Raw genomic sequence first — 21633 nt, 5'->3', positions numbered from 1 at the left:
TGTAATGGCTGAACACCGTCGAGCTATTTCTGGACCACCCTTTAAAAACACAATGGAATCTTGAAGTAAATTATTTACCGAGCGATATAACACTTCCTTCTGGCAACACACCTGACGGATGATCTTTCCGACTTCTCCGTGAAGCCGTCCATAAAACACCTTCTTACGATACTTTGGGACGATTGCCACATGGTATTTGCACTTCCATTTTACATGGGATAAACTCTACCACTCTCGCATAACATTTCCTCCTGTTGAATACCCTTCCGTGTTTTCCTCATGAGGAAGTGCTGCTGGAACGGCAGAGCCTTTTCAAGTCTCACCGGCAGAGCCGGTGGTTTACTGAACTACATCATTTATTTGAGAACCCAGTATGCTAGTCACACGAAACTTAATCTCGCTACCCGATAAAATATCCTGATACATCACTGAAATGCTCCACCAAGGACATTGGATGATCCATTCTAGGTCGAAACAATTAATAGCCCAGCTTTTAACACTGGCATCCTTCCTTGGAGTCATTTTAACATCGATTGTTTGCAATGCTGATGATGCACGCACCAAGCAGCCACCTCAGATAATTGATTTCCAACTCCGCTGGAAACATCAGTTCCAATTTGCTGGTTATTATGCCGCTATCGAGAAGGGCTACTACAAAGAAGAAGGACTGGATGTACGTTTACATGAAGGGGCACCCGGCAAAACTCCTGTTCAGGAAGTCCTTGCCGGCCGTGCTCAATACGCAGAAGCCAACGCCGAACTTTTGCATGAGAGATTGCATGGGCAACCTCTTGTCGCATTGGCTGCAATATTTCAGCATTCTGCATCGGTGTTGCTAGCGAGAACTGATACGGGCATAAGCTCTCCTCATGATTTGATTGGTAAAAAAGTCATGCTCATGGATAAGCAAAATGACGCTGACTTTTATGCCATGTTCTTCAATGAAGGTATAAATCCCGAAAAGGTAAATATCCAACCGAGCAGTTTTGACATTAACGACCTGGCCACCGGCAAAGTTACAGCTTTCAATTCATACCTGACCAACGAACCATTCTTCCTGAAGCAGAAAGGCGTGGATTTCGTGGTCATCAATCCCATCAATTACGGTATAGACTTCTACAGCGACATCCTCTTCACCAGCGAGCAGGAGCTAAAACAGCATCCCAAGCGTGTCAAAGCATTCCGTAGTGCCACACTCCGCGGCTGGCAGTACGCTATGTCTCATCGTGATGAACTTATAGATCTGCTCATAACCAAATACAACGTAAAAAAAACGAGAGAACATCTACAATTCGAAGCTGATACCATGCGGCAACTCATATTACCTGATCTTGTAGAGATGGGTCACATGAATCCTGGGCGCTGGCAGCATATGGCGGATATTTTTGTTAAAGTCGGTATGGCTGATAATACGAATTTTCTTGAAGGTTTTATATATGATCCTTACCTAGGGAGCGAAGCACCCAAATTACGGAGAATTGTCGTTGTAGTCGGCAGTATCAGTTCGGTTTCACTGGTAATTATGCTCATATTATTTACTATTCAGCGCCGTTTGAGAAAAGAGGTTGGGGAACGAAAGACGGCGGAAAACGCGTTACGCTACAGTGAAACGTTACTGAAGGCGTCCCAGCATGTGGCCCATGTCGGCCACTACACCTTCGATTTAACAACAGGTCTGTGGACGAGCTCAGAAGAATTGGACGCTATTTTCGGCATAGATGAAAACTATGCACGGGATGTCAGCGGTTGGTTGAATCTCATATGCGAAGACCAACGAGAGGAGATGTCTTCATATCTGCAAACACGTATCCTTCAAAATCGTGAATACTTCGATAAGAAATATCAGATTGAACGGCATAGCGACAAAGCCAAACGCTGGGTTCATGGCCTTGGGCGATTGGAGTCTGATAACGATGGTCGAATATTACGGCTATTTGGGATAATTCAGGATATTACCGAGCAGCAGAAGACCAAAGAGGCGCTGGAAGCTAGCGAGCGGTTTTTAAAGACAATAATTGATTCTGAGCCAGAGTGCATCAAAATGCTTGATAACAGGGGCAACCTGCTCATGATGAACCGGGCCGGTCTCGATATGGTTGAGGCTGATTCTTTTGAACAGGTAAAAGGAAAATGTGCCTACTCATTGATTACCGATTCATACAGAAATGCCTTCATGGCTCTTACAGAGCAGGTTTTTCATGGAATCCCCGGAATACTCGAATTTGAGATCACCGGTCTCAAAGGCAGGCACGTCTGGCTGGAAACCCACGCAGTTCCATTTCGCAACGAACAGGGGGATATTATCTCTCTACTGGGAATAACCCGAGACATTACCGAACGCAGACATGCGGAAGAAGTTATTCGCACTGGAGAGTCACATTATCGTACCCTCTTCAACAATACACTGATTGGAGTGGCTATTACGGACGTGAATTTAAAATTCACTGAAGTAAACGAAGCTTTCAGCAATTTGGTAGGATATTCAGCAGAAGAACTTGTCGGAAGAATGAGTATTACCGATGTGAGTTATCCAGACGATGCCGAAAAATGTATTGAGATGGTCAATAAAATAATGAATCATGAAATTGACCATTACTCCCTTGAAAAAAGGTATCTCTCAAAGACCGGTAAAATAATTTCAGCACTGATTTACATTAACGCAATGTACAACCTTGATGGCGAATATGTAGGTGCAACCGGCTCAGTACTTGATATCACCGAACTCAGACAGGCTGAAGAAAGTCGCATAAATCTTGAGAAACAGCTCCTTCATTCTCAAAAACTGGAGAGCCTCGGGGTGCTAGCTGGAGGCATAGCTCACGATTTCAATAATATTTTGATGACAATAATGGGCAATGCAGACCTCGCATTGCTGAGACTGAATCCAGAATCACCCTCCATTGAAAACCTGCACAAAATCGAACAGGCATCAGCACGTGCTGCCGACCTTGCCAAACAAATGCTGGCATATTCTGGCAAAGGGAAGTTTGTAATTGAAAACCTAGATATGAACCGACTATTGGAAGAGATGCTTCATATGTTAGAGGTGTCAATATCCAAAAAAGCAGTGCTCCGTCTCAACCTTAGCCCGCATCTCCCTACTGTAGAGGCCGACGCTACCCAAATGCGGCAAATTGTCATGAATCTGGTCATTAACGCATCCGAAGCAATTGGCGAAAAAAGCGGAGTCATCGCCATTACCACAGGATGCATGGACTGCGATGAGAGCTATCTGGAAAAGGTTTGGCTGGAGGAAAACATCACAGAAGGCCTATACGTCTATATGGAAATTGCCGATACCGGCTGTGGTATGGATGATAAAACCCAGGCAAAGCTTTTTGACCCATTTTTCACTACAAAGTTTACTGGTAGAGGATTGGGCATGGCCGCTGTGCTCGGCATTGTAAGAGGACATAAAGGGGCAATAAAAGTCTACAGTGAATTGGGTAAAGGCACGTCATTTAAGATTCTCTTGCCCGCATCAAACAAACCGTCAGAGATATTCAATAACGACAATTACAAAGACGACTGGAAAAGCAAAGGGAAAGTTCTGCTGGTAGATGACGAAGAGACTATCAGAGGCATCGGCAAAGAAATGTTGCAGGAATTTGGTTTTACCACGATCACAGCTAATGATGGCAGAGAGGCTGTTGAAATATTCAAGCAAAACTCCGATATCGCCTTTGTCATTTTAGATCTAACCATGCCGCACATGGACGGAGAGCAATGTTTCCGGGAACTGAGACAGATCAAACAAGATGTGAAGGTGATTATGTCAAGCGGCTTCAGCGAACATGAAGTTACACAAAAATTCGCTGGTAAAGGCTTGGCGGGATTCATCCAGAAACCGTATAAGCTGTCAGTATTGAAAGAGGCAATACAGAAGATTCATTAGAACTAAATAAACCATTCCCGCCGAAATGACGATTTCGAATCCCCTTTCCCGCTCCATAATATAGCCGACTATCTCAAGTAGTTATCAGGATGCAGCCCCTGACTTTGACTAAAGCTTTGACCAAAAAACGATGGCTATGGCAGGGGCTTCCGCAATTTGGTGCGGTATCGTAAGCTTCCCTGTCAAGTAGACAGATTTAAAGCAGAGTTTCTGGTGCCGTTTCCCATGTATTCGGCTGGCGTCATGTCTCCCAGAGAATCATGCGGCCGCAGCTCATTGTAATCGTTCCGCCACCAGTAAGTCTCTTCCCGTACCTCGCTGAGATTGTTGAAAAGATACATTGAAAGCAGTTCTTCTCGATACGTGCGGTTGAATCGCTCGATATAGGCGTTCTGGTTCGGTTCTCCTGGCTGAATGTACTGAATAGCCATCCCATTCGTTTCAGCCCAGGCAACAAAGTCGCCGCTTAGGAACTCAGGGCCATTGTCCGCTCGCAGGACATTGGGAAGGCCCCGCTCAGGGCGTAGCCGCCCAAACACACGGACCAGTCTTGTGCCGGTAAGAGATGTATCGATTTCCACGGCCAGGCATTCACGGTTGAAATCATCACTGACGTTGAATGTTCTGAACCGCCTTCCGGCATAGAGTGCATCGCTCACAAAGTCTGCCGACCATGTCTGGTTCGGTTGCTGTGGCACGAGCAGGGGCTGTTTGATGCGCTGTGGCAACCTCTTCTTGGTCCTGCGCTTCTGGTTAAGCTGAAGGGTGCAATAAACGCGGTACACCCGTTTATGATTCCATAGCTGGCCAAGCCGCCGCAAGGCTTTGAAACATTTCCAGAAGCCCCAGCGAGGGTGGCGTTCAACAAGGGCATTAAGAGCCTTGATGACGTCATGATCCGTTTCAGAGGCGTAAACCGGAACTCGGTAGTAAGCCGCACGAGAGAGTCCGATACAACGGCAACTACGCTGCACGGACAGCCTGTGTTCAGCGACGAGATAGATTGCAGCATCTCGCTTCTCGGGCGGCCTCAGAGCTTTTTTTCGATCAGGTCTTCCGAAGCGTGATTCTCAAGGGCCATGTCAGCATGCATGCGTTTGAGACGGCTCAGTTCGGCTTCCATCTCCTTCATCCGCTTGAGATCGGAAGCAGACATACCGCCATACTTTGATTTCCAATTGTAGTAGGTCGCGTCGCCGATGCCATGCTTACGGCAGACATCCTTAACAAGCATTCCGGCTTCAGTTTCTCTGAGAATCGAAATGATCTGGGTTCCGGTAAATCGTGATCCTTTCATTTGAACCTCCTGGCTTCAATAATGCCAGAAAGCTCTACTTTGGGAATGTCTCAATTCAGGGGGAGTTTACGGGAGCATGCAAATTGAAAGCATGATTTGATAGAGGACTTCCAATGTTTGACAATATTTAAAAAACGGTCTAATAACATATTTGAATAATTTGATTTAAGTATGATTAAGCGATACGTGGCAACGCATCCTGATTACGCTGTTTGTGTGAGGATACATGAAAATCAAAACCAAGCTTTTTCTGAATGTTGCGATTGTTGCCGGTATTTCAATTGTGATATCAGTAGCCTGCTACGTTAGTATGACCTTTATAAAGGGGAAGCTGGCTTATCTTACGGAAAAAAGCACACCATACCAACTCAGGACAGTGGAATATGAACGATCTATCCAGGCAGCTACCGCCGACCTGGTAAAAGTGAGCACATCAAGGGGCAAAAAGGAACTTGATGATGCCAGGACGGAAGCATCAAAATCACTTGAAACCGTAAAAAGCTCTCAAACGACAATTGAGTCGATGTCCGGTGAGAAGTTTGAAACGTATTCGGAGTTGGAAGGTATTTTCAATCGGCTTGTCGAAACGGTAACGGCTAGCATCACATCCCAGGAAGAAGCCAACAACGCAGCAAAGACAACAACACAGCACCTGAATGAAGCCATCGCCAAACTCAAGGAACTTGACGGCCTGGTAAAGTCCCTGCAAGTTTCGCGTTCAGCCACATACGTAACATTCGTTGAAGGCAGAAACTCCTTGGCCGACAAGCTCACTAGCCTCGAAATGGCCAAGACACAGCTTAAAGATACCATGGTTCTCTGCTTTCAATCGCAACGAGGCAACGCTAAGGGCTACAAAGGAGAAGTGAAAGGACATATCGACCGTCTGCTACAAAATGGCAATGTGCGCGGAAATCCAAAACTTAAGGCCGCAATAGCAAACCTGTCCACAAAGTTGGACGAATATTTTGTATTGCGATTGGCAGGGAATAATAAAGCTGACGTGTTAATCGACGGTATTCTGGACAAAATGGATGGAATAATCGGTTCCCTTGATAATGAAATAGACAATATCAGCGAGAAAGTAGGAGATATAACAGGCAAAAACGGAAATTCGTTTGTGCAATCAAACATTACGGTGAGTGCACTTGCCAGTAATTCCGAGCTGCTGGCGTATGGGGCATCGGTCGATGGGCTTGTAACAAGGCTGTTTACTGCTGCCACGGGAAAAGAAATAGATGTGACTTTGACGACCATAACAGCGCAGTACGCCAAAATCCATAAGGCGGAGGCAGAGCTTCAAAAAAATTTAAAGAAGCTTAACGCTGCGAAAGAGCTCGCGGTGCTGAATAGAACGACGTCTGCATTGGATGGCGTCTACGCGAGTCTCACCACCAAAGACGGTATCGTCCCGAAGTTGAAAAACAGGCTGGCAATGCAGGAAGTAGCGTCTCAGGAATCGGCGAAGCTCCGAAATATTGTCATGCAGCAAGCTCTGAAAAGTAGACAAACATCGAGCGTGGCGCAGGGGGAACAGGAAAAATCGATCGCCGCCGTTAACTCCATGATCCGCAAGAGCCTTGGTTTGATCCTTACCATAGGTGTGCTTGCGGTCTTTTCTGGCATCATTTTCGGAATATGGATGTACCGGGCAATCGCCCATCCTCTTTCCAGGCTTATTACCACTACCCGTGAAATAGCTTCCGGTAATCTGAACTGTACCATATCTGCGGAAAACAATGACGAGATCGGTCAGGTCCAGAAAGAAATGGCCACCATGGCAGGCAGTCTCCAGAATATTGCCAAAAAGATCGGGGTGGCGACAGATGCCCTGGCAGGTAGCTCGGAGGAACTCTCATCCACGGCGCGTACACTTGAGAATAGCACGGGAAAACAGACCGAGCGTATCGAACAGTCTGCTGTTGCCATGACCGAGATGTCCCAGACCATCAACGATGTGTCCAATAATGCCAACGAAACGGCAGACACTGCAGCATCAATGCGAGAAGCCGCCAACCGTGGCCGAGACAGGATGCATACCGCAGTCAGTTATCTCCAACGATTTGCCGAGACAACTAAATCCTCGGCAAAAGAGGTGGAGACACTCGGAACTCGGTCGGAAAAAATTACCGGCATTGTCGCGCTTATCAATGACATTGCGGACCAGACCAATCTGCTGGCGCTGAACGCTGCAATTGAGGCCGCCAGGGCCGGAGAGCAGGGCCGCGGTTTTGCCGTGGTTGCCGATGAAGTGCGTAAACTTGCAGCCAGGACCTCTGAAGCGACGGACGAGATCGTGGAAAACGTATCATCCATGAACGCCGGTGTCGACACGGCTGTCAAACTCATTCGGGAAGAGAGTTCTTCAGTGGACCAGGTTGTAAATATCGTCAATGAATCGGTACAGTCCATAGACGAGATTGTTGAAAACATGGATAAGATTACCGGCATGGTCGGCAGGATCGCCGTTGCTGCCCAGCAGCAGTCCGCAACATCAGATGATATTTCGAGGGTGATGAATACAATATCTGATACCGCCAGACAGATTAAAAGTACTTTTGTTGACGTCAAGCAGTCATCTGAAAATCTTGCCGCCACAGCCTCTGATCTAAATGACACCGCCAAATGGTTTCGGCTGTAATGGCCACTGCCACTTTACTGACTACTCGACATTACACCATGGCGTAGCGGTGCTCATTATGCCTGCGACGGGCGCAGTTGTTCCTTGAATCGGTCATAATGCAGAATTGCGCCCGGCAATCACCCCTCCCTTGGTCCTGACGATCACCTTGACAAGCCGGTGATAGTTCCATCCGTTTTAGCACCCCCAAAATTACGGTGGAGTCATCAACAATGTCCAGTTCTCAGAACAGCCATTATTGGGAAGCCAGCGCGGACTCGAAATCATAATAACGACTGGCACAAAGACTTTGACTAAACTTTGACAAAAAGCTTGGCTTTTAATGCATTTTGCTGAACGCCTGCATACTAAAATCAGCCGAGAAATAAGGTTTAAGTAATTTATATATTTGATATATTGGTATTTTATCACAGGAACTGCTTGGGGGACGTCTGTCAAAAAGTGGCTTCCAATCCCGTGTCCCGCTCCATCTGACATCAAGGAATCCTCCGGGATTCCTTTCTTTTTGCCCCGGCTTTCGCAGGTAGTCGGGGGTCATCCTATCACCCTCGTTTGCAGACCATAGACGTAACAGCTTTCCGCTGCTACCACGTTAGGGCCGCGCGTCATCCCCGTGTGCGACGGATTGCCAACACGGACTCTTTGCCATTGCTAATGACACCGGAATCCCGTGAATACCTGGGATACAACCTGGAATTTCAGAAAAACCGGATCAGGTATGGCGTTCAGAACCTGGCGTGACAAGATAGTTGAAAGTACGGTGCCGGGTGGCTGTCCAACTTTACGTGCTTGTCGAAAAAATCCCATGCGCGGTAGACCATGTATCCACCTTCAGCCTCAAGCGTCAGGGTAGGGAGGACCTTCCACGCAAAGCCGGGACCCAGGTGTACATCGGTGTAATCGACCGTGGCGTTGTTGAGCGCAGGAATGCCATGGTTATCCCCGAAATGTTCTCCGACCACGAACGTTCCGGCCTTGACGCCCGCCCCCAGGTATGCCTGAAGATCGTCGTTCACGTCATACTCCAGTCGAGGCTTCGGTAATTGGAAGTTCAAGGTCCAGACATCGGTGAATTTCCAGCGGACACCAAGCGCGGGAAACACGGGGTATTGGCTCCGGAGATCAATGCGCAGACCGAAGAACCATTGCAGATCGGCGTCTTTCAGATAGACCGCCCCCATAAAGAGGGGCGCGTCAACGTTTCGCCAACCGATTTGAGCCAAACTACCGTAAATACCAGGCTGTATTTCAGTGCGCATGAGCCATTGGTCGGCCAGTTGGTAGTCAAAACCCACGACCGCACTGGCATGCTGTAAAATATCAGGCAGCGCACCGGTTGGAGAAGTGTCGAAGGCAAATCGCTCCCATTCCGCTCCAACCCGCAAGAGCAGGTTATCGGTGATTTGCGGCGAGATGACATATTTAACGTCAGTAGCAAGTTCGTCGATGGAGCCGACATGCCGGCCATCCTGAAGGGTTACGGCTCTACCCGCATATCCCAGTTCAAGATCAAGTTCATGAGATACGGCCATCGATGCACCGGCCATGGACCTGGGGGGCGCGGCCAGCATCACTACCAGCAGCGCGGGCAGTATGAAGGTGCTGCCGAAGACGCGTTGCATGGCCACCCGAACGTTTCCGAATTTCCGACTCATGGCTTGGTCCTTACATCATCCTGAAAGCAACGGATCTCCTTCTTGATCTCCTGGATCATGATGGCGCCGTATGCGATCCGTTCGATACCTTTCGTGTATCTCAGTGTCGGGGCGGCAAGAAAGTCGCCACGCCAGACGAGGGCGCCGGTTTTCTTCCCATCGTGGAACGGCCAGATCTCATAGAGAGTGGCGGCTGCGTAATAGGTACTGCTGGCATAGTAACTGATGTCCAAAAGTTGATAATGGTCTCCGACGGCCAGTTGATAAACCGCTCCGAGATTGAGAGTGGCATGGTGGTTGGCTTCGAAAAAACTCCAGTTGTACAGGGGCAGGAGAGAGGACGTTTTGGCACCATCGTTCAATATTCCGGTTTTATGCAGAATCGGGGCGAATTCCTGGGTAATCTTGGCCTGCTCCTGAAGCATTGTGCGAATTTGTACGGTAGGGGACAGAAATTCACCCTCGGCCTCGTACGGCAGGACGCCGCCAAGCCCATTGAGCTGGAAGGCAGCGGTACGCGCAAACAACAGTTTGGCCCAACAGGAGCCGATGGAAGCGGGGGAGCGATCCATTTTGACGCAGGCGGCAAGTTCATGCGCTTCGGAACGGGTCAGGTTCAGTTCCAGCTTGCCGGAAGCGGTCGTCAGGGTCTTTTCCAACAGCCACTTGACCGGATAGTTACCGGGGTCGAGACGAAGTTTTTTGAATTCACTGGGTTTGCAGGGATTGCTCAGCCCGCCTGACGCATATACCTTCAGGGGCGCACAGCGGGTCGGGTCCCAGGTCTGTTGCCGTCTGAACACCTCCTCCGGAGACATGGGGAGAAAAAAACATATCTGCGTCGAAATGCCGTTGGGAAAATCCATCAGAGGGCCGCGCTGGCTGAGTATTTCGCCCCCCAGCAAGCGCTTTACATCAATTTTTTGGAAATTGCTGAACTTTTTCAAATTGTCCAACGGATCTGAGGTCTGCGCCGGAGCCGTTGCCGCCACGGCGCAGCATAACAAAATGATAAAGAAGGTAGATAACGGCTTCATGTAGGGCCCTCTAAAGATTTCCGTTAAAATCAACCCAACGGCGGTTCTTGCCTCTCTTTAAAAACGTACCTCAGAATGTCGGATCTGCAAATCGGGAGACTAAAGTATGAATGCCGATTGTTGCCGCTCCTGTAGTCGTCATCCCTCGGCTTGAGCCATATCCTGCACCACGAACCTGCCGCAGATGAAACAGAAGAGGCCGGCCAGCACCATGACGCCCGGGGTGATCAGGAGGGCGCTGCGCAACCCCCACTGGTCGGACAGCCAGCCGAGGACGGAGGGAGAAACCGCATCGCCCAGGGCGTGGATGAAGAAGATATTGACCGCAAAGGCCATGGCGCGGATAGCCGGGTTGGTGACGTTGATGGTGACGGTATTGAGCGGCCCGGTATTGAGAAAGAGAAAAAACTCGGCGATGAAGATTGCGGTCATGCAGCCGGTCAGGCCGGGAGCGAGGATGGCCCAGGCGGCGAATGGGGCGCCGATGAGGAATCCCCAGCCAGAGATGAGCAGATATCCCTTGCCGCTCCTTTTTTGCCAGAAATCGCCGAGCCAGCCGCCGGCCATGGTGCCCAGTATCCCGGCCAGCACCGTGGTTGCTCCGAACAGCGTATTTCCCCGTGCCACGTCGAGGGAATGGGTGCGGTACAGGAACGAGGGGATCCACTGGGCAAGCCCCCCGATGGCGAAGGTCATGGCCGCCATGGCGAGGGTGTTGCAGACGAACGAGCGGTTTTTGTACAGGGCGGCGTAGCCTCCGGAGACCTTTCCGTGCGCGGCCCGCAGGGATGCGTCGTCGCCGCCGCGGGGCGGGGTGCGCAACAGTGCGATGGGAATGGCCAACAGCAGGCCCGGTATACCAACCAGCAAAAATGCGGTATGCCAGCCGTACCGCTGTCCCAAGACCCCGCCGAGGAGATAGCCCAACGCGCTGCCGACCGGAATGGCGACATAGAACCACGCCAGGACCCGGCCGCGGCGTTCCTTGGAGAAAAAATCGGCGATAAGCCCGGGCGATACCGTACCGAAACTCGCCTCACCGATCCCGACGGTGGCGCGGGCGCCCAGCAGGGTCCGGTAGCCGGGGGCAAAACCGGCCAGGGCCGTGGCCATGCTCCAGACAACCAGGCCTCCGGCGGCAAGTCTGGTCCGGCTCCAATGGTCGCCGAGCCAGCCGAAGAGCGGAGCGAAGAGCAGGTAGCTGAGCATGAAGGCGCTCCCGAGAAACCCCAACGCCGTATCGGAGAGGCGCAGATCGATCTTGATCAGGGGGAAGACCGCGAAGAGCACCTGACGGTCGATGTAGTTAAGCAGGTTCACCGCCAAAAGGAGCCCCAAGGCGTAGCGGCGATAGGTGAGCGAGATCGGCTGGGCGTCCATACGGCGTATCCTCTGAGAGAGCTGGCAACCCGGTGATTGTAAGCGCAAAATCAAAAATATCAACCACGGAGGACGCGGAGGTTCGCGGAGGAAACCCAAAACCAATATTTTACAGATTCGGGGGGTAAACCTGAATCCATTCGTTTTGTTCTCTCCGCTTTTCCTCTGTGCCCTCCGTGGCGAGCGCTTTTCAGTTTCTGCTTCAGAGGTCCATCACCGCTTGGCGCGTCATTTTCACGATGTCTGCCGGCTCCTCGTAGCGAAACCGCAGCGGCTCACCGAAGGTTACCGTCACCGCGCCCCGTTTGGGGAAACGCGCCTCGTGGGGAAGGACCTGATCGGTCCCGCTGATCTTTATGGGCACGACCGGAATCCCCAACTCCTTGACCATGATACCCAGCCCCATTTGGAAGTCATGCAGTTTACCGTCCCTGGAATGCTCCCCTTCGGGGAAGATCAGGATGTTGATGCCGGCATCTGCGAGCTTCCCCATATATCCGAGGGAGCCGCTGAATCCCTGGGATTGGGACAGGGGGAAGAGGTTGAACAGCACGGTGGCGTACTCGTAGCTCAAGCGCCTCCAGATTCGATCAAACCCATGGTAATCTCCGAAAAAAAATTCCGCCCAGGCGGCGGTGGCGCATTTCGGACGGATCTTCGGGGGAAGCGCGAACATGACGGCAGGCTGGTCCAGGTAGCTAAGGTGGTTGGCCACGAAAAACACCGGGCCATCCAGTTTTTCCAGCTTATCCCCGCCCCGCACCTCAAGGGTTGCGAAGCTTCGGAATAGGGGGTAGTGGACCAGGGCGTCCCATACCCTCCGCACCCCCTGAAAGAAGCTGGTATTCGTCCAGAGCCGGAAGTGGTCGTGCCGGGTCGTTTTTTCCCGTTTTGTAATGATCTGGCGCAGGTCCGAGACGCGCGTCTGCGGCCCGATCTGGGAGTCATCGATATCGAGGCGGTATTCCTGCTCCAGAAAACTGACCAATTCCAGCCGGTCGATGGAGGTAAGCCCCAGGTCGGTCACGAGCAGCGATTCTTCGCGGATTTGCGCGGTGCCGGTGCCGGTCACCTTGGCGAGCAGGTTGAGCAGGCTGTCCCGGCTGGCGGTTGCTTCGCCCCCCTCCACGCCCTTTTTGAGCGCCTCCTTCACCGCAAATTTTTTGATCTTGAGCGTCGTGGTTTTAGGGAATTCCGGTTCGTTCCAGATGGTGTAGCCGGTGATCCTCTGTAGCGTGTCCAGGCTCTTGTTGGCCTGGCCGATGATTGCTTCAGGGGCTTTGCCGCTTCCGTCCAGGAGCAGTACGGCGTGCACCTCTTCCCCGCCGCCCCTCTCGACACCGATGACGCACGACTCCTTCACCCCAGGGACCTTGTTCAGCACCGCTTCCAGCTCGTCGGGGTAGACGTTGACCCCCGAACCGGTGACGATGAGTTCCTTCTCCCTCCCCTTGATGACCAGCCAACCGTCCGGGCCGATCTCCCCGAGGTCGCCGGTCCGAAACCAGCCGTCGCTCGTGAAGGCGTCCCGGCTGGCCTGCTCGTTCTCATAGTAGCCGGGAAAGATGTTGTCCCCGCGCGCCAGGACCTCCTTCCCCTCGATCTTCACCTGGACACCCGGCAGAGGCGGCCCGACCGCACCCGCCACCTGGCGCTCCATGGTGTTGACGCAGAGCACGGGCGAGGTCTCGGTGAGGCCATACCCCTCAAGGACCGTGAACCCCATGTTGCTCCAGAACGTGAAGACCTCCGGCTCAAGGGGGGCGCCGCCGGAGACGAAGACGGTGAAATTACGGCCGAACTTCTTCTGCACCGGGAAGAAAAGGGTCCGGCGGACCTCCTTCGGAAAGCTTGCCGCGAGCCGCGCCAGGGACCGGAACAGCCCCAAGAGGTGTTTTTCCTCCAGTTCCCGTTCTATGGTCGTTTTGAGCAGTTGCATGAGGCGGGGGACGGACATGATGACGTAGATGTCTTCCTCCCCCAGCGCATCCATGATCGCTGAGGGTTTGAGGGTGCGCAGGTACACGATGGCCGCTCCGTGGTAGAGTGGCGTGAAGAGGCCGCCCATCTGCTCGAACATGTGGGATAAGGGGAGCAGGGAGAGGAAGGTGAACCGGGAGGTGATGATCGGCACCTGCGTGTTTATCTGGGTCAGGTTGGCGATCAGGTTTTTATGGCTGAGGATGACGCCTTTGGGGGTGCCGGTCGTACCTGACGTATAGATGAGTTGCGCCGTATCATCCGGTGCGGCGGAAGCGATCTCCCCTATCGGCTGAACGTCTTCCAGCAGGTACGGAAGGTCTTCCAGCAGTAGAGATGCGGCAGTGGTCATTCGTTCGGCCTTGAACCGGCTCTGCAGAACGATCGTGGCGTTCGTGAGGTTGCGGATGGAATCCGCACGTGCCGAATCGGACATGAAGTCCACCGGGACGGCGATTGCGCCGCGCACGACGATCCCCCAGTAGGCGACCGCCCACCAGGAGGAGTTGGGGCCCCAGATGAGCACCCGGTCCCCCGGGACCACGCCCTTTTGTGCCAGGAGGTTGGCCATCCTCAGGGCGAGGTCGTGGAATTCCCGGTAGGAAACCACGAGCCGCCGCACACCGGTGCGGTTCACGAAGGCGGTCTTATCGCCCAGGGCCCCGAACGTCCCGAACAGGTCGATCAATGTCCGCATAGATACTCCTTCGATCAATGACGCACCATTGGTATCTATTCAGACCCAACGAGAGAGCCCAAATACGTACTGCCGCCTCCCATTACTCCGTGGCAAGCGGCTTGCCGGCCTCGATTTCCCGTTTCTCATGGTAGAAGAAGCGAACCATGTAGTACTCGAAGGGATAGCCGCTCTCATAGTAGCGAAAACTCTGCTGATGTCGCGCATCGATCTCGTCCAGAGCCACGATACCGTAATCATAGATGAACCCGTCGTTGACGTTGCCGAACGGATCGATCGCCGTGTAGATCCCGTACGTGATGCCGGTGTCCACGGCGAGCCCTCCCGCGTCGCGCACGGACGACGGGCCGAAGATCGGCAGCACCAGGTAGGGCCCGGAATCCACCCCCCAGTAGCCAAGGGTCTTGCCGAAATCCTCGTCGTGCCGCTCCAGGCCGAACGAGGTGGCCGGATCGAACAGGCCGCCAAGCCCCAGGGTACTGTTGGTCACGAACCGGCCCAGCGTTGTCGCGGACTCGACCCCCTTGAGCTGGAACAGGCTGTTGGTGAGACTCTTGACCTCTCCGATGTTGTTGTAGAAGCTGGAGATCCGTTTCTGGAGAAAGGTGGGGGTGATGAACTCGTAGCCGGTAACCACCGGGAGGAACAGATATTTGTCGAAGTAGAAGTTGAAGCGGTACATGCTCCGGTTGAACCCTTCCCAGGGGTCACCGACCTCGGCGAAACGCTGGTCCTTGACTGCGTCGATAGAATGCATCGGCGGCACCTCGGCCCGGGTATTCGCCCCGGTTGCAGCACACCCGGCAAGAGACAGCGCAAGCACCAGGCTGGTGATTGCCCGGCATATCTGATATCGGATGACAGTCATCACAGCATCCCCCTTATCATTTGAAAAATGCGGTCATATAGGCCAGGTTATCTTTATATTCCAGGTTGCCCAGATGCCCGCCGCGCGGGTAGATCTTGGCCCGCTCGCCGAAGAGTTGCCGCAGGTAGCCAAGTTCCGCCTTGGTCAGGATGAAGTCGTTCTCGTTGGTCATCACGCCGAACTTGGCGGACGACGTCAGGTATCCCTCGATGCTCTTAAGGCTCAGGGAGTCGATGAGCGCTTGTTTGGTGAGCCCCGGCCGCTGTTTTTGGAAGTGGGGAAAGAAGTATTCGTTGAAATAGTCGAAGAAACTCAGATGGGTAGAGACAAGGAAATAGTCGAAAATGGAATCCGTGGGAGTCAGCACCCGGTTCTTGGGCACGACGTAGCCGCTGTTGGTCATCACGTCGGAGGAAAAGATCATGCCGGCCATGCCGATGCGGTAGGAAAGCCCGATCAGCCCGGCGGTTTCCGAGGTGGAGAACAGCTTCTCCGCGTAGATCGAGTAGAGAAAGTCTTCGTTGATGGCGATGAAATTGCCATAGCGATAGAACTGGCTGGACTTGGTCAACATCCTGTTGAAAAAGTAGCCTTGTTTCTTGGGGCCTCCGGGGATCTGCTTCAGCATATCCTCGATCCTGGTCACCGAATTGTAGAGGCTTACCGGGGGATTGATCATGAGCACCTTACGGAAATTGAAGACCAGGCGCTCCTCGTCCAGCTTGGCCACGAAGGCGGACTCGCTGGCCCCCAGGCTATAGCCGCACAGATTGAAAGAGGTGACCTCGACGTCCCCTTTGACCCGTTTCCAGGCGGTCTCCATCACCCGGTACAGATCGACCGCATCCTCGGTCAGATCTCCGGGAACGCTATTTTGGGAGGCGGAGATGATAAAATTCGCAAGGGTCGGCGATGGCAGGGTGATGACGTGGAAGCCGGCCTGGTAGAAAGCCTTCGCCATGGTCAAAAGCCTGGGGGTCTGTTCGTTGGCTCCGGCGCCGCCGATCAGAAAGATCAGCGGAGCCTTCTGTTTCTGGTAGGCGAAGATGCAGCGCAGCCCCTTGTCGTAAAAAAAGATCGGCGGCTTCTTCCGATCCGGGAAGACATCGAGTACGAGTTGCCTCACGTTCATCTTTGCGGGAAACTCGGGAATGAGGTTTGCCGGGGTGCCGATGATAGACGCCTCATAGGAGCCGGTGATCGGGTAGCCGTAGCCGTCGTCCGCAGCAAGGCCCGACACGGGCAACAGGACGAGGCAGACGATGAACAGCAGTCTCAGGTGCGTCATGCGGATGCCTCCAGTGCATTTTCAGCGGGAACGATGATTACCGTGATTCCGATCACGTTCATTTATGGTCTCCATGATGATTTCCTCACCAATGGGTGAGATGAGCGTATCCAGACCAGCAGGTAAACGCAAGGAGCCTGCCAAGAACCAAAAGAATCACAGGACTGGACTTGTCCTTTAATAACGGAATATTAGCCCATGAGAAGCGGACCAGGGATGTGCGGAATGCTGAGGTCAACCGCAACATTTGGCGGAACCGCCACATATGAAGGAATTCGTTGTAGGGGAACTCGACCATCTGACAGAGCGGCGTAGCATCCGGTCGGGCTATCCCAAGGGAATTGGGGGACGCTATCGGTTTTTTCGTGATCACCCGGCTTTAGCCGCTCCGCACTGATTTGTTGTTCATCTACCTTGTTGGTGCATTTAATGAAATAGCTGATATACTCACATATTATGAAAAAACAACCCAGCCCGGCAAAAAGCGTTAAGAAAACGGCCGTAACCGCTCCAACAGCCACCCCTTCCCAACAGGAACGCCCCCTGTTCCCCATCGTGGGCATCGGCGCTTCGGCCGGCGGGCTGGAGGCTTTGGAACAGTTCCTGGGGCGTGTTCCGGCAAACAGCGCCATGGCCTTCGTCATCATCCAACACCTGGACCCGACCCACAAGGGGATCATGCCCGAACTACTCCAGCGTGCCACCGGGATGGCGGTGTTCCAGGTCAGGGACCGGATGCGGGTCAAACCGAACTGCGTCTACGTGATCCCCCCCAACAGGGATATGTCCATTATGCACGGCACACTGTACCTGTTCGAGCCGACGGCTCCCCGGGGCCTGCGCCTCCCCATCGATTTTTTCCTCCGATCCCTGGCCGAAGACCGGCAGGAACAGAGCATCGGCGTGATTCTCTCCGGCATGGGTTCCGACGGCACGATGGGGCTGCGGGCCATCAAGGAAAAGGCGGGACTGGCGCTGGTGCAGGAGCCCTCCTCGGCAAAATTCGACAGCATGCCCAGGAGCGCCATCGATGCCGGGCTGGCCGATCTGGTGGCCCCGGCCGAGGAATTGCCCGGAAAGATCGACGACTATCTTCGCCATGTCCTCCTCATCTCCAAGGCCGAACTCCCGCTGGAGGAGAAGGACCAAAGCGCCCTGGAGAAGGTCCTGATACTGCTGCGGACCAAGACCGGCCATGACTTCTCGATGTACAAGAGGAGCACCGTCTACCGCCGCATCGAACGGCGCATGGGCATTCACCAGATCGACAGGATCGCCGCCTACGTCCGCTACCTTCAGGAGAACCCCCAGGAGGTGGAACTGCTCTTCAAGGAACTTCTGATCGGCGTGACCAGTTTTTTCCGCGACCCGGCGGCCTGGGAGCAGTTGCAGGGCGCGGTCCTTCCGGCGCTCCTGGCGGCCCGCCCTGCCAACGGGACGCTGCGGGCCTGGTCGGCTGGCTGCTCGACCGGCGAAGAGGCGTATTCCCTGGCCATTGCCTTCAAGGAAACACTGGAGCTGGTCGGACCCGCAGAGAACTTCAAACTGCAGATCTTTGCCACCGACCTGGACCGGGATGCCATCGACAAGGCCCGCCAGGGGTTCTATCCCGACAACATCGCCGCCGATGTCTCCCCTGAACGGTTGCGCCGCTTTTTCATCAAGGAGGGAAACGGTTACCGGGTCGGCAAGGAGATCTGCGAGATGGTCACCTTCGCCACCCAGAACCTCATCATGGACCCTCCCTTTACCAAGCTGGACATCCTCATCTGCCGCAACCTTCTCATCTACCTGACGCCGGAGCTGCAAAAGAGAGTCCTGCCGCTCTTCCACTACAGCCTGAACCCGGACGGGGTCCTGTTTTTGGGGAGCGCGGAAAGCATCAGCACCTACACCGACCTCTTCGCAGCGCTGAACATCAAGTCGAGACTCTTCCGGCGGCGCGAATCCGTCCTGCGCACCGAACCGCTCGCGTTTCCCGCCACATTCACGCACCTGGAACCGGGAGCGCACAAGGAACTAATGATGCCGAAACCCGCCGCCAATCTCCAATCCCTTGCCGACCAACTGCTCCTTCAGCACTTTTCCCCGCCTGCCGTGCTGACCAACGACAAGGGCGATATCCTTTATATCAGCGGCCGGACCGGCAAATATCTGGAGCCGGCGGCCGGCAAGGCCAACTGGAATATCTTCGCCATGGCCCGCGAAGGGCTCCGCTTCGATCTGGGCACCGCCTTCCAGAAGGCGCTGCGCCAAAAAGAGGCGATCGTTGTCGCGGGGCTCAAGGTCGAGGTGGGCGGCGGCTCCCAGAACGTCGATATCACGGTCCGGGCGATCGAAGAGCCCGAGGCGCTGCGGGGTATGGTGATGATCGTTTTCAACGACGTGGCGCCACCTCAGGAGAAAAAAACGCCGGGACGCTCCAGGGCCGCGACCGCCGGCAGTTCCCGGGTTGCGGAGTTGGAACAGGAACTTCAGCAACTGCGCGAAGCGCTCCAGACGACCCGCGAGGAGATGCAATCCTCCCAGGAAGAACTCAAATCCACCAATGAGGAGTTGCAATCCACCAACGAGGAGCTGCAATCCACCAACGAAGAGTTGACCACCTCCCGGGAAGAGATGCAGTCCCTGAACGAGGAGTTGCAGACGGTCAATGCCGAACAGCAGTCCAAAATGGACGATCTTGCGCGGGTGAACGACGACATGAGGAACCTGCTCAACAGCACGGAGATCGTCACCGTGTTCCTGGACGGCAAACTCCATGTCCGACGCTTCACCAGCGGCGCGGACAAGCTCTTCAAACTCCTCCCGGGCGATGTGGGGCGGCCGCTCAGCGACATCGCCAGCGACCTGTGCTATCCCGGCATGATGGATGAGGCGCAGGAGGTGCTGCGGACGCTGGTCTTTTCGGAGAAGCAGATCGCCGCCACCGACGGGCGCTGGTTTTCGGTGCGCATCATGCCCTACCGCACCATGGCGGACGTGATCGGCGGCGTGGTGATCACCTTTGCGGACATAACCGCTTTCAAGCGGTCCGAGACCGAACTGCGCGCCGAGAATGCGCGGCTCGCGGCTCTGCTAAAGGCGGGAGGCTGACGATGGCAACCACTAAGGACAAAAAAACGTCGACTGCCGCCGAACTGCGTCGCCATGCCGAAGAGCGGTTGCAGGCGAAACCGGATGGAGTGCATTCGCCACGGAGCGAGGTGGAGATGCAGAGGCGCGACCATGAGCTGGAGGTCCACCAGATCGAACTGGAGATGCAGAATGCCGAGTTACGCGGGGCCCAGGACGAGCTTGAGCTGTCGCGGGACAAGTATGCCGAACTCTATGACTATGCTCCTGTCGGCTATTTCACTTTCGACGCCTACGGGGTGATTCGGGAGGTAAACCTCACCGGAGCCAGACTGCTGGGGATGGAGAAGCGACAACTGGTCAATAAGCCGTTTATCAGTTTTATTGCCGATGCGGACGGAAGGGCGATTTTTTCCAATCACCTCCAATTGGTCATGCAACGGCAGGTGATGCTGCGCTGCGAGATCGGCCTTACGGGAAAAGACGGTGCGGTGATCCAGGGGCAACTTCAGAGCGTCGCCGTCGCCATTGAAAACAAGGCCGGTTGCATCCTTACCTCCATCGTTGACGGCACGGTCCGCAAACAACTGGAAGCGGAGCTGAAAAAGGCGCACGACAACCTGGAGGTCATCATAGGTGAGCGAACCGGTGAGTTGGTCAGGGCCAATGAACAGCTCACGGAGGAGATAGACGAACGCAAGAAGTCGGAAGCGTCGCTCCAGGATGCCTATGCGGAAATAAAACAGCTGAAGGACCGGCTCCAGGCCGAGAACATCTACCTGCAGCAGGAGGCATCCCAGGGCAATAATTTTGGCGATATCATCGGCCAAAGCGACGCCATATCGTATGTCTTCTTCCGGGTCGAACAGGTTGCACCCATGGACGCGACGGTGCTTCTCCTTGGCGAGACCGGCACCGGCAAGGGGGTGGTCGCCCGCACCATCCACAGCCACAGCGCCCGCAAGGACCGGGCGATGATAACGGTCAACTGCACGTCGCTGCCGGCGAACCTCATCGAAAGCGAACTCTTCGGGCGGGAGAAGGGCGCCTTTACCGGAGCCCACGCCCGGCAGATGGGGCGCTTCGAGCTGGCCGACGGCGGCACCATTTTCCTCGACGAAATTGGCGAGATGCCGCTGGAGTTGCAAAGCAAGCTGCTCCGGGTCATTCAGGAGGGGGAATTCGAGCGGTTGGGCAGCCCCCGCACCATCAAGACCAATGTCCGGATCATCGCGGCCAGCAACCGGAATCTGGAAGAAGAGATCAAGAACGGCAGGTTTCGGGAAGACCTGTTCTACCGGCTCAATGTGTTCCCCATCACCATCCCGCCGCTCCGGCAGCGCACGGAAGACATCCCGCTGCTCGTCAATCATTTCATTGCCAAATTCAACAAGAAGATGGGCAAAAGGATAGAGGCCGTATCAAAGGAGACCATGGCCGCCCTCCAGGGATACCACTGGCCCGGCAACGTGCGGGAGCTGGAAAATGTCATCGAACGTGCGGTAATCACCAGCCAGGGGAACGCACTCCAGGTGGTGGACCGCTTCGATACGTTTCGGAAACAAGGTGAGATACAAGGGCAGGAGATCAAAGCCCTCGCCGATCTGGAACACGACCACATCCTCCAGGTGCTCCAGAAAACCGGTTGGCGCATCGAGGGAAAGAACGGGGCGGCGACGCTCCTCGGCCTCAACGCCAGCACGCTTCGCGCCCGGATGAGGAAATTCGGCATCCTCAGGCAATAACGTAAGACTGCGTACTACCTGCCCCGGTCAGCCGCTAACGTGGTCCATCATATATGGCAGTTATGCTAAATATGA

The 21633-nt window shown here is 54.1% G+C and carries 11 protein-coding genes and 1 pseudogene; 4 read left to right on the top strand and 8 right to left on the bottom strand.

Annotation, left to right across the window (positions count from 1 at the left end; all coding sequences use genetic code 11):
- Window positions 1–102: 102 nt before the first annotated feature.
- Window positions 103–198 (bottom strand): annotated as a pseudogene (locus F6V25_RS17330) (transposase); the annotation flags it as partial.
- A 256-nt stretch (window positions 199–454) separates the two neighbouring features.
- On the opposite strand from F6V25_RS17330, the gene F6V25_RS17190 reads away from it, so the two are divergent.
- A complete protein-coding gene (locus F6V25_RS17190; protein WP_151129524.1) occupies window positions 455–3895 on the top strand; it encodes an ABC transporter substrate-binding protein in 3441 nt (1146 codons plus the stop codon).
- Between the two features lie 182 nt (window positions 3896–4077).
- Here F6V25_RS17190 and F6V25_RS15475 read toward each other — a convergent pair.
- Window positions 4078–5192 (bottom strand): IS3 family transposase gene (locus F6V25_RS15475; RefSeq protein WP_151129523.1). Its coding sequence is split into 2 segments (ribosomal slippage): window positions 4078–4931 and window positions 4931–5192, totalling 1116 coding nucleotides; the frame shifts between segments, so codons are not numbered across the junction.
- A gap of 226 nt (window positions 5193–5418) precedes the next feature.
- Here F6V25_RS15475 and F6V25_RS15470 point away from each other — a divergent pair.
- Window positions 5419–7833 carry a methyl-accepting chemotaxis protein gene (locus tag F6V25_RS15470; RefSeq protein ID WP_151129522.1) on the top strand — a complete coding sequence of 805 codons (2415 nt, stop codon included), beginning with the start codon at window positions 5419–5421 and terminating at the stop codon, window positions 7831–7833.
- 725 nt (window positions 7834–8558) lie between these two features.
- Here F6V25_RS15470 and F6V25_RS15465 read toward each other — a convergent pair.
- The 6 genes from F6V25_RS15465 to F6V25_RS15440 all read right to left on the bottom strand — a co-directional run bounded on the left by F6V25_RS15465 (window position 8559) and on the right by F6V25_RS15440 (window position 16738).
- Complete coding sequence (locus F6V25_RS15465) at window positions 8559–9488, bottom strand: DUF6268 family outer membrane beta-barrel protein (protein WP_151129521.1); 930 nt, start codon at window positions 9486–9488, stop codon at window positions 8559–8561.
- The gene (locus F6V25_RS15460; RefSeq protein ID WP_151129520.1) at window positions 9485–10525 is read right to left on the bottom strand and encodes a hypothetical protein; all 1041 of its coding nucleotides are present in this window, start codon (window positions 10523–10525) and stop codon (window positions 9485–9487) included. Before F6V25_RS15460 ends, F6V25_RS15465 begins: the two co-directional genes overlap by 4 nt.
- A gap of 138 nt (window positions 10526–10663) precedes the next feature.
- Entirely contained in the window at window positions 10664–11905 is a 1242-nt protein-coding gene (locus F6V25_RS15455) for a spinster family MFS transporter (protein ID WP_151129519.1), read from the bottom strand.
- 202 nt (window positions 11906–12107) lie between these two features.
- Complete coding sequence (locus tag F6V25_RS15450; RefSeq protein WP_151129518.1) at window positions 12108–14582, bottom strand: AMP-binding protein; 2475 nt, start codon at window positions 14580–14582, stop codon at window positions 12108–12110.
- 82 nt (window positions 14583–14664) lie between these two features.
- Window positions 14665–15450: an MlaA family lipoprotein gene (locus F6V25_RS15445; protein ID WP_151129517.1), complete on the bottom strand. Its 786-nt coding sequence runs from the start codon at window positions 15448–15450 to the stop codon at window positions 14665–14667.
- A 16-nt stretch (window positions 15451–15466) separates the two neighbouring features.
- Window positions 15467–16738 carry an alpha/beta hydrolase gene (locus F6V25_RS15440; protein ID WP_218043561.1) on the bottom strand — a complete coding sequence of 424 codons (1272 nt, stop codon included), beginning with the start codon at window positions 16736–16738 and terminating at the stop codon, window positions 15467–15469.
- A 456-nt stretch (window positions 16739–17194) separates the two neighbouring features.
- On the opposite strand from F6V25_RS15440, the gene F6V25_RS15435 reads away from it, so the two are divergent.
- Both F6V25_RS15435 and F6V25_RS15430 read left to right on the top strand, forming a co-directional pair.
- Window positions 17195–19834, top strand: coding sequence for a chemotaxis protein CheB (locus tag F6V25_RS15435; RefSeq protein WP_151129516.1), 2640 nt, complete (start codon window positions 17195–17197; stop codon window positions 19832–19834).
- A gap of 2 nt (window positions 19835–19836) precedes the next feature.
- Complete coding sequence (locus F6V25_RS15430; RefSeq protein ID WP_151129515.1) at window positions 19837–21558, top strand: sigma-54 interaction domain-containing protein; 1722 nt, start codon at window positions 19837–19839, stop codon at window positions 21556–21558.
- Window positions 21559–21633 lie beyond the last annotated feature (75 nt).

The sequence above is a fragment of the Oryzomonas japonica genome (assembly GCF_008802365.1).
Lineage (GTDB): Bacteria > Desulfobacterota > Desulfuromonadia > Geobacterales > Pseudopelobacteraceae > Oryzomonas > Oryzomonas japonica.
The sequence above is the reverse complement of the archived record's forward strand: the minus strand, read 5'-3'. Positions and strand labels throughout refer to the sequence as shown.